General features: G+C 33.3%; 11 protein-coding genes and 1 other annotated feature. Of the genes, 8 read left to right on the top strand and 3 right to left on the bottom strand.

The features are described 5' to 3' along the window. The first annotated feature begins 22 nt into the window (after positions 1-22). Both WMO38_RS04910 and WMO38_RS04905 read left to right on the top strand, forming a co-directional pair. Complete coding sequence (locus WMO38_RS04910) at positions 23-919, top strand: ParA family protein (RefSeq protein ID WP_349161762.1); 897 nt, start codon at positions 23-25, stop codon at positions 917-919. Next, positions 919-2,115, top strand: a complete 1,197-nt coding sequence (locus WMO38_RS04905; RefSeq protein ID WP_349161761.1) for a ParB N-terminal domain-containing protein — start codon at positions 919-921, stop codon at positions 2,113-2,115. Before WMO38_RS04910 ends, WMO38_RS04905 begins: the two co-directional genes overlap by 1 nt. Before the next feature lie 669 nt (positions 2,116-2,784). Here the strand turns inward: WMO38_RS04905 and WMO38_RS04900 are convergent. After that, positions 2,785-4,005: a hypothetical protein gene (locus WMO38_RS04900; protein ID WP_349161760.1), complete on the bottom strand. Its 1,221-nt coding sequence runs from the start codon at positions 4,003-4,005 to the stop codon at positions 2,785-2,787. Positions 4,006-4,800: 795 nt separating this feature from the next. Continuing rightward, on the bottom strand, positions 4,801-6,198 hold the full coding sequence (locus tag WMO38_RS04895) for a hypothetical protein (RefSeq protein ID WP_349161759.1): 1,398 nt from the start codon (positions 6,196-6,198) through the stop codon (positions 4,801-4,803). Between the two features lie 217 nt (positions 6,199-6,415). Between WMO38_RS04895 and WMO38_RS04890 the strand changes: the two genes are divergently transcribed. From WMO38_RS04890 to WMO38_RS04865, 6 genes are all read left to right on the top strand, one after another. Then, the gene (locus WMO38_RS04890; RefSeq protein WP_349161758.1) at positions 6,416-7,360 is read left to right on the top strand and encodes a tyrosine-type recombinase/integrase; all 945 of its coding nucleotides are present in this window, start codon (positions 6,416-6,418) and stop codon (positions 7,358-7,360) included. A gap of 72 nt (positions 7,361-7,432) precedes the next feature. Continuing rightward, positions 7,433-8,989, top strand: a complete 1,557-nt coding sequence (locus WMO38_RS04885) for an ABC-F family ATP-binding cassette domain-containing protein (RefSeq protein ID WP_186836738.1) — start codon at positions 7,433-7,435, stop codon at positions 8,987-8,989. A 72-nt stretch (positions 8,990-9,061) separates the two neighbouring features. Beyond that, the gene (gene ybaK, locus WMO38_RS04880) at positions 9,062-9,550 is read left to right on the top strand and encodes a Cys-tRNA(Pro) deacylase (RefSeq protein ID WP_021866603.1); all 489 of its coding nucleotides are present in this window, start codon (positions 9,062-9,064) and stop codon (positions 9,548-9,550) included. Beyond that, entirely contained in the window at positions 9,543-10,754 is a 1,212-nt protein-coding gene (gene fliB, locus WMO38_RS04875; protein ID WP_349161757.1) for a flagellin lysine-N-methylase, read from the top strand. Before ybaK ends, fliB begins: the two co-directional genes overlap by 8 nt. Before the next feature lie 40 nt (positions 10,755-10,794). After that, positions 10,795-11,041 (top strand) — a binding site (T-box leader). 197 nt (positions 11,042-11,238) lie between these two features. After that, positions 11,239-12,246, top strand: coding sequence for an anthranilate phosphoribosyltransferase (gene trpD, locus WMO38_RS04870; RefSeq protein ID WP_349161756.1), 1,008 nt, complete (start codon positions 11,239-11,241; stop codon positions 12,244-12,246). Positions 12,247-12,420: 174 nt separating this feature from the next. Continuing rightward, complete coding sequence (locus tag WMO38_RS04865) at positions 12,421-13,353, top strand: hypothetical protein (RefSeq protein ID WP_349161755.1); 933 nt, start codon at positions 12,421-12,423, stop codon at positions 13,351-13,353. A gap of 75 nt (positions 13,354-13,428) precedes the next feature. Here the strand turns inward: WMO38_RS04865 and WMO38_RS04860 are convergent, their stop codons facing one another. Then, entirely contained in the window at positions 13,429-13,623 is a 195-nt protein-coding gene (locus WMO38_RS04860; protein ID WP_349161754.1) for a hypothetical protein, read from the bottom strand. Positions 13,624-13,639 lie beyond the last annotated feature (16 nt).

Raw genomic sequence — 13,639 nt, 5'->3', positions numbered from 1 at the left:
CACTTGATTTTAGGAGAATAGCATGTATAATAAGATTATAAATAATTTTTTGAACTCAGTTCCGAAAAAAGATAAAAAAGGAAGTACAAAAATGTCAGAAGTAATAAGTTTAATAAACGAAAAGGGTGGTGTTGGTAAGTCAACATCTGCAATCACTATTGCACAAATTCTTGCAATATCTGGTTACCAGGTGCTTCTTATTGACCTTGATCCACAGATGAACACAACTAAGATGTTTGGAAAAGATGAAGATAACAGCAATATTAATTATGAACATTTGTTCTGCGAAAAGCAGTTAAGAGAATCATCTGTACTGGAATTCATCAGTGAAACAGATTACAAAAATATTTCAATATTGTCTGCATCAAGAGAGCTCAACACTTTAATATACAAAATATATGATAAAAGCAAAGAAGTTAATGTTGAATTATATTTAAAACATAATTTAAGTTTTCTAAAAAAGAAATTTGACTACATAATTATAGATAACTCACCATTTAAATCATATCTTACAAGCTGTGCAATATGTGCAAGTGATAAGATAATAACTCCGATTTGCGTAGACAACTTCTCATATGATGGACTTATGTCTTTGCTCGATACAATAGAAACTCTTAATACAAAATATTCACTTTCAATCGAATTTGCCGGTATTTTTATGACAAGAGTTGCTGGCAGAACAACTTTATTTAAACAGATGTTTGAAAGTTATGAAAACATGTTTGGTGAAAGATTCCTTCCGGTCTCTATACGTAATTGTATTGCTGTAAGCGAATCTAACACAACATTTGAACCATTACTCACATATGACAAGCGGTGTAGTGCTGCACAGGATTATATTGAACTTGTCAACTACCTCGGATTAATGGACAATAAACATTTTAGAGAACTTGCGAAATATCTGAAAGGAGAAAAGTAATGGCTAAGAAGAATTTTGCTGCCGGCATGACAAAAACAGGCGTTCTTAATAATATGGGTGGTGAAAAGCTCAAGGAAATGCAGGCAAAAACTGAATACAACTTTCAATACATTCCAAAAGAGAAGATAATTTCTAATCCAAAAAATGAAAAATACAGCCAGGACGGTATTGATGCTCTCATGGAAAGTATTTTAATTAACGGTCTACGCCACAATCTTTCAGTAATATATGATGCTGATAATGATAATTACCGTCTTGTTTCAGGAGAAAGACGTTATCATGCAATCTGCAAGATGACTGATAAAGAATATAATACATTATTCCCAACCGGAATACCATGCAAAATTGAAAAATCCAATATTTCAGAGATAGACGAAGAAATTATGCTTATTTCCGCCAATCATGATGTAAGAGAAACATCAATGGAGGTAAAACGTTGGGAAGTATCACGTTTAAAAGAGTTATATGAAGCCAAAAAATTAAAAGGTGAAATCAAAAATATTAATGCTGAAATAGCAAAACAACTTAATATTTCTGAGAGACAGGCAAGAAAGTACACAACAGCAGAAAAACTTATTCCTGAATTAAGTGAACTGCTTAACGCCAATGGAATCGATTTAAACCAAGCTGATAAATTTGGTCGTCTTGATGAAGATGCACAAAAAAGTATCCTTGAAATTCTCAAGAAAAATGGAAATATTGACAATGCTGAATACCAGTCAATAAAGAAAATTTCAGAAGAACGTTCAGAAGAAGCTAAAAAATACAAAAAAGAACTAGAAGAAGCGGCTAACCAGATTAAAGTTCAGGAAGAAACTGTAAAACACCTTGAGGAACGTATACAGCAGCTTGAAAAAAATCCTCTTCCAACAAAAACAAAAGAAGACCTTGAAGATGAAATAAAATATATTACTGAAGCCAAGAATAAAGCTGAACGTGAAAAGGCAAAATTAGAAACTAACATTGAAAAAATGAAACAACAGCAAAAAGAAAAAGAGCAGCGACAAACTCAGATTTCAGATGCTGAACTTAAAAGGATTAATTCAATAGCAAAGGCTGAACAGGCACTTGCCATGTTAGAAACTAATTTTGATATACTAAAAAACAATAAAAATATTATAAAAACAGACTATGACGTCAAGGTTAGATTGGAAATTTTAAAAAATCGTATGGATGATTTATTATCAAATATATGATTTATCTTCTAATTAATGTATATATCGTAAAACGCTGTATATTGCAATATTAAAGCGTTTTTATGTTATATGAAGATTTTATCAAATAAGATAAAAAAATGTCATTTTAAGGAAATTAACGCATATTTTCTAAACCTACATTTTATTTTTACAATATATGTAGGTTTAAGTATTATCAAATATTTATTATAATAAGTATAAATGAAATGACTCATAAAAATATGGATGTAAATTATAAATTTAATATATATATACATATATAAAAAACAGATATTGATAACTAAGAAGGGCAGGAGAGCAGTAATTATGGGCATTACCTGCTTTTTTTAATGTTATTTTTTTTCTTATTACAAGTTGCTTTTTGTATATGTAATGTCGTTTATTTAAAATAATGTGTTTATTTTTTAAATTTTATAGCATTTTTTTTTCATATTTATGTTTTTTTTTATCTATATAAAGTTGAATTAATTCTTTTTAATGTTGAAAACTTTCCCAATTTTTCTATATATTTTACAATCAAGGTATAGCTGGTATCATAAATATATTCAAAGAGGAAGTAGTTAATATCAGAAAAAACAGATAATAAATAAAAAACATACAATTTATTTTGTGTGATAAAAAACAGACAATAAAAACAGAAAAATGTGCACAAAAATAAGGCTGTTGTGGTTAAGCAGCCGAAAAATTATCAGAACCTATAGAAGACGGTGAACCTGGTCCGGTAGAATTATTAATCATAGAAATTATAATTGTTCTTAAAAGACCTCCAAGATTTGTAATCTCACGTTCGTGTAATATGTAATTATTATAAACAGTTGACAATGCAGTAATTACATAATTATAAGAGTACTGCATTGCGAGCTGAGCAAGATCATCATATTCATAATCCTTTATTTTTATAAATTGGAAATGAATATCCTGTTTTTCATTTTGAGCTGAAAAGAAATCAAAGCTGTCATCAGGAAAAACATTACTGCTGTTGACTGAAATTACAGTCTGATTAAAATCAGCTATAAAATCTTTGAATAATGATATATACTGATTAAAACATTCATCTTTTCTTCGCCTGCAGTTAAAGTTGTCATTGATCTCAAAACGAATTACTTTGTCATTAACTGAAATGTCAAAAATATCTGATTTTTTACTTATAGCATCTTTGATAATACAAGGTCTGCAATAATCAGGAAGTACAAGCTTAATTTCTTTAAATGTTTTTGATACAGCTGTGAAAGGAGCTTTGATATTGAGATTGTCAATTTCAATTAATTCTCTTAGATGAATTCTTAATGTAAGCAGATTTTCAAGTTGAATAATCTGTTTCAATAAATCTAAAGACATGACAAAAAACCCCCTGCCGCCTTTATTGGCAGGAAGATAATAACTTTCGTAATCATTAAGACATACGGTAATATTATATGTAGAACTTTTACAATATGAAATATAATTGTACCTGCTTAATGTTTCGAGATTATTAAAAATTGTCTTTATGTCGCAGCCTAATTCTTTAGCCAGTTGTAATGAATTGACATTACAAATAACACCAAATTTATCTGGATGATAGAAATGGAGCAGTAACAGCAGTTTAATTGAATTGGATTTTAAGCGTGGCTTATAACCATAACGATTCTTTTCATTATGGTATATCTTTTTATATACGGTCTTTGTAGTAAGAACTTTATGTGGACAACTTTCACATATTACCTGAGCCGCTTTATATGTATCAGAATCCGTGTCAAAACTGTTTATAATATCACAGTATTTACAATTATGACATGTGTTATTATCATGGTCTATAACATTAATTGATTCTGATGCAGTCTCTGTATAATTTTTTTGTAAACCAAGAGATTGAATCAGCACGGCTTTGCCGATATTAGCAAATAAATCCACAGTTCTCACCACCTTTCTTGCATTATTTAACAATTTTTGAAGGAAAAAATCAAATCGGGATTTTTACTCGGTTTTTATCCACTTTTTGTTTTTTTTTGAATTTTTTTTAATATACATGTCTACATTTTTGAAACTTTGATGCGATTTACTCCAAATTTATCTACATAATTTCTTTAATTTTTTTTATGTAGAGTCTTCTGGAGATTTTTGCATGATTTACTCTAAATTTATCTACATCAATAAGTTAATGTTTTCTATAAGTAGCATATTTTTGTAAAAAAACCAGTGTTTAAGCCAAAAATGTAGACATCAAAAATTTTTTTTACGAAAAAAAATGTAGAAAAAGGAGATTAATTATATATAAAATTAACATATAAAATGATTTATGACAAATATCGTCAATAAAAATTGCCTTTTTTACTCTAAAATTATCTACATATCATTTTTTTACTCCAAATTAGTCTACTTTTTGATATTTAAATATATATCTACGTAGAATTTTACTCCAAAATTATCTACATTTATTTTATAACGTCAAACTGATAGCATATTTGCAGTTGATAAAAAGATAATTAAAAATAAAATAAAATGAGACAGAGCCAGTAAAAATGCCATATTTATAAATAAATGACATGTAAAAACAAAATAATAACGACAAATATAATTAAAAAAGAGCGTTAAAGTACATTGCATAAAAAAAGAGAGCATGTAATAAATACAATACTCTCTTTTTTTAGTGACATGTTAAATGACTGTTTTGACAACGATATTTTATTCAAAATGTAGACAATACGCTTATTTAAGTTTATCAGAAACCGAAACAGCCTTAGTATTGTCAAAATGTAAATCTTCGATTTCTGCCGGTGAAAGAGGAAGAAAATGAATTACAAAAACACCATTTTTTAATTCAAAACTTTCGATAGCAATTTTGTTATCTACAAATTCCTGAAGACTTTCTTGTATAAGCTGAAGATTTTTCTTCTTATTTTTTAGTTTGAAACGTACAATCTTCTGGAAATATGTATAACTGTATTCATTAGTCAGGCTTTCCTGATTAGCAATCTGTTCACGTTTTAATGCATAACAAATAATCTTTGAAAGATTGTTCTGCAGTACATCGTATGAAGATGAGGTTATTGAGATTAATTTTTTCTGGATTATAGCATTGCTTAATATTTCACCAAATTGTGCAATAGCATATGGCCGCTCGGCATCTTCCTTTATTGCAATATTATCAAAGAGGTTGAAATACATTTTGCTGCCTTCTTCTTCGTAAGAGAAGTTATATTCGACAAGCTTACGGCATGAATTGGAAATTTTGTTAAGTACATTTTTTCCGACATGATAATCAACAACCTCTTTGCCCAAAGTATTAAGATCGACAATAACAGATTTTTCTCTTGAAAATTCCTGCATATTAATGTTCGAGATAAAAGCATTAATAAGTTTTAAATCATTAGAATCCATTGACTTTGGAGGAGTAAGCTTACCTGTATTTACAGTAACTTCCAGAAGTTCCTGTCCATTTTCATCTGTAATAATTTCTTTAAGAAGATTATTTGATGCTGTGTCCATCATAAGTGTAAATGAAGATGGAGAGAAGAGTGGTCTGTTGAGAAGCTGCTCCGGGAACATTCTCATATATGAATCAATATTTCCTGCCAGGTCTGCCTCAATATATTTCCAGGCACTTATTATAAGGTCATTTTTTAATGAATTAAAAATTGAATTATTTGTAAAAGTTGATAGTCCCGGAAATTCGATCAGAAGGCTGTTCGAGTTATCTTTCCACTCGGTTGCTTTTGTTTTATATTGTGCAATAATTTCGTCAAGCTCCATATTTCCGAACATATTGACATATTGGTCAATAGGGAGTGAGCGTGCCATATTTATAATATGGGAGAGTGGATGTTTAGGTTCATCAATGCTTATTGTGTCAACATCATTAATGTATGACTTGTACCATCTGGCACGTTTTTGCAGACGGGATTTTTTAATCTTGTTGACGATAGGAATCAAATCTTCACGGCTTGTTTTGCCTTCGAGATAGTCCATAAGTGTTTCGTCAATTAATTCTGTAAAAGTTTTTGCAGGAAATTTGAAAATTTCATGCTTCATATTAAAAAAATCGGCAATAGCAGGATCTATGTGCTTAGCCAATTCTTCGATAAACTGTCTTGAATATTGTTCCATTTAATAACCTCGCATTAGTAAAATTGCAAAATATTATATTTATTATAATCAAAATAAGAAATAAATGCAAATAGAAGTTGCGGTCAGGAAGCCTTTCTTAATTATTTTTTGTTTATTTTGAGGTAGAGTGGTGGTATGGTTTTTTGGTTGGAATATAGACATATGTCGTCAATAGTGGTAAAATATAAAATAATTAAATAATTTGAGGATACACGTTATGAACGAAACAAAAAATAAAACTGATGAATTTCTTTATTCAATATGGAATTTTTTTGCGGCCAGCCTGTCAGAAAAGACACGAAAAAATTATTATAATGTTATAAAAGCTTATATAAAAATTACAGGTCACTCTCCTCTTGAGCTGACAGAATCTGATACAGAAAAGTACTTCAATGATTTAACAGAAAAAATACAAAGCAAAAAATTATCATATTCAACGGCACTGATGCGTATGTCTGTAATGCGTACGTTATGCGAATATATACGTGTACGTGAAAACAACGCCGGCAGAAATTATATTAATTACTTTAAAGATTATATATTACCTGATGAAAATAAAATAATTACAACTGATAAACTTCCTTGTGAAGATGATATATCAACAATTCTTGATCTTTCATCAAAAGCAGGCGACGATATGGCATATATGATTTTTTCATTAGTATTAAAATGTGGTCTTACTTCCGGTGAAATATGCAGTATGATGACAAATTTCATATTATATGATTCAAATGAATGTCTTTGTATACATTTTCCGGAAAAGAAAAGAATATCACGTATTATAAAGTTACCGGACGATGTCTCACAAATGCTGCTTACATACCTTGAAATACATAAAATAGCTGACGGACATATATTTTTCAACAAAAGAGGAACTGTATTAAAAATACGTGATGCTGAACGCCTTTTAAAAAAATATATCTCACAGGCCAAAAAATCTAATAATGATTTTCCGGATTTTACAATGCAGGATATGAGACATTGTGCATTTAAATACATGTTAAGTGGTGGTGCAAGCGAGGATGATGTTGCAAAATATGGAGGGATAACAACAAAATGGATGCACCGTTATCGTCAGGTAGTAAATGACAGTGCAAAGCTTTATGCTGCAGATTACAGCACAATTTCCATAAAACCTGCTGTGTACAAAAATTTAAGTTGATATTTATTTCAATATTTAATATGATACTATAGGTTAAAAAGACATAACAAATAATAAAAAGGTAAGGTATTTATGAGTATTTTAAACGTAGAACATCTCTCACATGGTTTTGGAGACAGAGCAATCTTTTCAGATGTCTCATTCAGGCTGCTGAAAGGCGAACACATCGGATTAGTTGGTGCTAACGGTGAGGGTAAATCCACATTTATGAATATAATAACAGGAAAGCTTATGCCTGACGAAGGAAAAGTTGAATGGTCGAAAAATGTGCGTGTCGGTTATCTTGACCAGCATGCCGTACTTGAACCGGGAATGACTATTGGCTCAGTTCTTGCATCAGCATTTGATTTTCTTTACAGCCAGGAAGAACGCATGAATGAAATATGTGCAAAGCTTGGTGATGTAGACGAGGATGAGATGAATTCCCTAATGGAAGAACTCGGCGTAATTCAGGACATGCTCACAATGCATGATTTTTATATGATAGATTCCAAAGTTGAAGAAGTTGCAAGGGCACTAGGACTTCTCGACCTCGGGCTTGACAAGGATGTAACCGAATTAAGCGGCGGACAGCGTACAAAAGTTTTACTTGGTAAGCTTCTTCTTGAAAAACCTGATATTCTGCTTCTCGACGAGCCTACCAATTATCTTGACGCCGAACATATAGAATGGCTTAAAAGATACTTAAATGATTATGAAAATGCTTTCATTTTGATTTCACATGATATACCATTTTTAAACAGTGTAATTAACCTGATTTACCATATGGACAATCAGCAGCTCAACCGTTATGTTGGCGACTATGACAAATTTCAGGAAGTTTATGCGATGAAAAAAGCACAGATGGAAGCAGCATTCAACAGGCAACAGAAAGAAATTGCCGACTTGAAAGATTTCGTTGCAAGAAATAAGGCACGTGTTGCAACCAGAAACATGGCTATGTCACGCCAGAAAAAGCTTGACAATATGGATATAATTGAGCTTGCTGCTGAAAAACCAAAACCTGAATTTTATTTCAAACAAGCCCGTACTCCGGGACGATACATTTTTACAACAAAAGATCTTGTAATCGGATATGACAAACCACTCTCGGTTCCACTCAATATTTCAATGGAACGCGGCAGTAAAATAGCCATGGTTGGTGCAAATGGGATTGGTAAGTCCACACTTTTAAAAAGTATTCTTGGAATAATACAACCGGTTTCCGGCGAAGTTGAGCTTGGAGATTACCTTGAAATCGGTTATTTTGAACAGGAAAGTTCTCCTGATAACACAAATACATGCCTCAATGAAATATGGGAAGAATTTCCTTCATACACACAATATGAAGTACGTTCGGCACTCGCTAAATGTGGTCTCACAACAAAACACATTGAAAGTCAGATTCGTGTATTAAGCGGTGGCGAGCAGGCGAAAGTCCGACTTTGTAAACTCATTAACCGCGAGAGCAACATCCTTGTGCTCGATGAGCCAACCAACCATCTTGACGTTGATGCCAAAGATGAACTAAAGCGTGCTTTAATGGAATATAAAGGAAGCATACTGATGGTCTGCCATGAGCCTGAATTTTACGATGGTCTGGTAAATGAAGTATGGGACTGCAGCAAATGGACAACACTCTCAGTTTAAAATATTAATCAAAAATGTAATTTTTCATGTGCTTCGGCATGACAGTTGAATTTAAAGAAAGAAGTATCAATTATGGAAGAAAAAACTAATGTAATGCGTATCCTTGAACAAAAAAAAATAAAATATACAGCACACAGCTATATCAACACTGATGCGGTAAGTGGTGTTGACGTTGCGGCTGCCTTAAATGAAAATCCGGATAAAGTTTTTAAAACACTTGTAACAGTTGCAAAATCAGGCAAAAATTACGTTTTTGTAATTCCTGTTGCAAAAGAACTTGATTTGAAAAAAGCAGCCAGGGCTGTTGGGGAAAAATCAATTGACATGTTAAAATCAAAGGAGCTTCTGCCTCTTACAGGTTATATTCATGGTGGATGTTCACCTATCGGAATGAAAAAAGTTTTCCCTACAACATTTCAACATGAAGCCGAAAACTTTGATACAATCATATTCAGTGCCGGAAAAATAGGCTATCAGGTAGAGATGCCTTTATCTTCACTTTCAAAAATAATCCGATATCAGACGGCAGATATAGTCATTGAGGAGAATGTTAATGAATAATAAAATAAAATTACGCACTCCGGGATACTATAAAAATTTTCACTGCATTTCCTCAGAATGTAAAGATAATTGCTGTGTTGGCGGCTGGCAGATTGACATTGACGAAGAAACCGCAGAGTATTACAGCACAGTAAACGGAGATTTCGGAAAAAAATTACGTGACAATATTGATTATGATAATCTTTGCTTCAGACTCAAAGACGGAAAATGTCCTTTTCTTGACAATAATAATCTGTGTGGCATCTATAAAGAACTGGGGGAAGAACATATCGGAATTGTCTGTGATCAGTTTCCACGTTTTACAGAATATTTCGGTAATGTAAAAGAACGCGGAATCGGTCTTGCCTGTGAAGAGGCTGCAAAAATAATTTTAACGGACCGCAGCAATTTTTCTTATTCAGAAACAGATACCGACGAAGATGTCTTTGATGACAGTGAATTTGACAGCAGTCTTGCAGATATGCTTATGCTGTTACGTGACGAATTTATGTATGTAATTGAAAAAACTGATTATACTTTTAATCAAAAAATGATAATCATTATTAATATAGCTGCAGATTTTCAAAACCATATTAATAACAATGATTACAATTCAATGAACAAACTATACAAAAAAATAAAACAGCACGACTTCAATAGCTGCTTTATCAGCGATTTCCGCCAGATTTCATTTAATGAACTTGAACAAAATATGGCATCTGTATGGTATGCATATCTTGAACTAGAAACTCTGGGAGATGAATGGCCTGATTTTACAGATAAAATAATGGATTTTCTTCATCCTGAAAATTCGAATGCTTCTGAAAATAACGAACATGAAAGCATGAAAATACAGTACAATCAGGCTTTTGAAGAATATACTAAATATCTTAATTCATATTATGCCGAAAATACTTCTGAGCTTGAAAATATTTTAAAATATTATATTTTCAGATATCTGTTAAAAGCCTCATATGACCATGATTTATTCGGAAAAATACAGCTTGCAGCTGCGAATATTGCAATTCTGCGTGATATGGAAATTTATCGTTTCATCCAAAATGGCAACAATTTTTCATCTGATGACCGAATGGATATTATTCATATCTTTTCGCGTGAAGTTGAATATTCTGAAGATAATCTTGAAACACTTGCCGAGGAGTTCATATTTGATGATATATTCAAATCTGAAAATATTATAAAATTATTCAATTTTAGTTATTGACAATTATAAATCACGGCGTATAATAAAGACAATTTAATAAAGCAAACCGTTGAAGTGGAGATAAAAATGAAAGATGTACTCACAGAGAGTCAGGGAAGCTGAGAACCTGGCAGCAACAATTCATTAAATGGACCACGGAGGGCATGGTCAAAGGATTTTTACTTAATCTTAGTATTCCATGACGTAAGGCATACGTTAATTGCCAAAGATATGTTTGTATCTTAATAAGTGTGTAAGTAATTATGAATCAAGGTGGCACCGCGGTGTACATTTTAACCGTCCTTGACTGGAAAGCATTGTATATGTTTTTCGGTCAGGGACTTTTTTATTTGCATAAAAACGGATTTTGCTTCGGAAAAACCAGGAGGACAAATCCTCTGCTCCCATGAGTGGTCGCATTTTTCCTTCGGAAAAACCAGGAGGACAAATCCTCTGCTCCCAGGAGTGGTCGCATTTTTCCTTCGGAAAAACTAGGAGGATTATTATGATTAAAGAAGCTATTAGTTTATTGGTTCAGCGTAAGGATTTAAGTTCTGAAATGATGTCTGATGTTATGGAAGAAATTATGACAAATCAGGCAACTGATGCACAGAAAGCATCATTTTTAACTGCTCTTGCCATGAAAGGCGAAACTATCGGTGAAATAACAGCGGCAGCAAAGGTTATGCGTGCCCATTGTGAAAGATTTTTAAATGATATGGATGTACTTGAAATTGTGGGAACCGGCGGAGATGGTTCTAACACATTTAACATATCAACATTGTCTGCACTAGTTACATCGGCAGCCGGAATTCCTGTTGCAAAGCACGGCAACAGAGCTGCTTCAAGCAAATGTGGAACTGCTGACTGCCTTGAGGCTCTCGGTGTAAAAATTGATATTGCCCCTGCACTCAGTGCACAGCTTTTAAAAGAAATTAACATATGTTTCCTTTTTGCACAGAAATATCATACAGCCATGCGATTTGTCGGTGGTGTCAGAAAAGAAATGGGAATCAGGACACTTTTTAACATCCTCGGACCTCTTGCAAATCCTGCCGGTGCAACAATGCAGCTTCTTGGTGTATACAGTGAAGATCTTGTTGAACCGCTTGCACACGTTCTAAAAAATCTGGGCGTAAAACGTGCTATGGTTGTTTACGGAACAGATTCTATTGATGAGATTTCGCTTTCTGCACCTACAAAGGTCTGCGAATTCAAGGGCGATGAATTCAAATCATATGAAATCACACCTGAACAGTTTGGACTTAAAAGATGCAAAAAAGAAGATCTTATCGGCGGCATGCCGGAAGAAAATGCAAAAATTGCCCGTGAAATTCTTGACGGAAAAGAAGGTCCAAAAATGAATGCAGTGCTTCTTAATGCCGGTGCAGCAATCTATCTTGCCTCTGATAACCTCACAATGCAAGATGCAATAGAAAAGGCAAGAGATATAATCACAAGTGGTGCGGCTAAAAAACAGCTTGAAAGATTCGTTGAAAAGAGTAACGCTTAACGCAGTAAATATACGGCTTTGCAGATTTTTGGAAAATTTTGAACCATGAAAAAAGTGAACCTTTTGTTATATAAAATTTCTTGTATAATATTAATAAAAACAGGTACGCCAATAAATACAATCCAATCGTAAAGGAATCCGGCGAACCCAAATTTATAAAAAAGGAGGCTTTTTATGAGCAAATTAAGCAGAAATCTGAGAAAGAAACTCTCTGCGGGACTTGCCGTGATTATGGCGGTATCACTGGCAATCCCTGCCGGAGTTTCATTCTCGTCACAGACTGTCAAAGCCGAAGGACTGACATCTGAGACGAAAGACGGTGACGCTTTCTATGATTTCAGAGATGGTTCTGTCGTTCCTACCGATACAGACGGTAAATCTGACATTACTTACGGAAATCTAACAATCAAAGTAGGTACAAAGAATGCATTTAACTATCATGGTAGTTCCCATGGTACACTTTTTAAGGATGGTAACTCATTTGAAATCAAAGTAAATGGTTCTACAAAAATCACTCTCGGTGGCTGTCAGTATTCCCAGTCTGGTTCTATAACAGCTTCAAGTGCAGATGGTTCTTACACAGAGACAAAAGAAGCTAAAACAAAAGATTGTTATCACAATGCTTCAAATTATACCAATGAAGATGATTACTCTGTTTCATTTAATTATACAGGTGAAACAGCTACAACAATCACTATTTCATTTACAGGTCAGACATATGTTCCTTGCCTTTCTGTAAAATCATTGAAGAAATTCTATGATTTCAGGGATGGTTCAATCGTTCCAACAGACACAGACGGAAAAAAAGACATATCTTATGGTGGACTTACAATCAAAGTTGGAACTAAAAATGCATTTAAATATAATGATGCAGCTCATGGGGTACGTTTTAATGACGGCAATGCCTTAGAAATAGCAGTAAGCGGTCCAACAAAGATTACTCTTGGCGGATGCCAGTATTCAGCCACAGGTACTATAACTGCCACAAGTGCCGACTCTTTATCCTTCTTCCGAACAGCTTGTTGCTTTGGTGATTTTCCAGTCGTTGACGGCATTACCGATAGGCTCCCCCTCTGTAGTGCCGCAGACCGAACAGGTTTTCGGTAATTTGCAAGTCGCTTCGTTAAAGCTGTGTGCAAGCGGTTCGCCGTCGGTAAGCCCACACCGTGAACAATGCTTCGCTTACTTACAGGTTGCTGCAATCCATTCATGTGATAATGCTTCACCTTTTGTTTTGCCGCATTTTTTGCAGGTCATCGGTGCATCACAGGTGGCATCGGCCCAGCTGTGAAAACACACAAGCGTTAAAACCAATACCACCGCCAAAACGGCAACACCGACTGCCGATATAATAATGATTTTCTTTTTATTTTTCATAATATCCCCCTAAGAT

The sequence above is a fragment of the Lachnospira hominis (ex Hitch et al. 2025) genome (assembly GCF_040096395.1).
In the GTDB taxonomy this organism is placed as follows: domain Bacteria; phylum Bacillota; class Clostridia; order Lachnospirales; family Lachnospiraceae; genus Lachnospira; species Lachnospira hominis.
The sequence above is the reverse complement of the archived record's forward strand: the minus strand, read 5'-3'. Positions and strand labels throughout refer to the sequence as shown.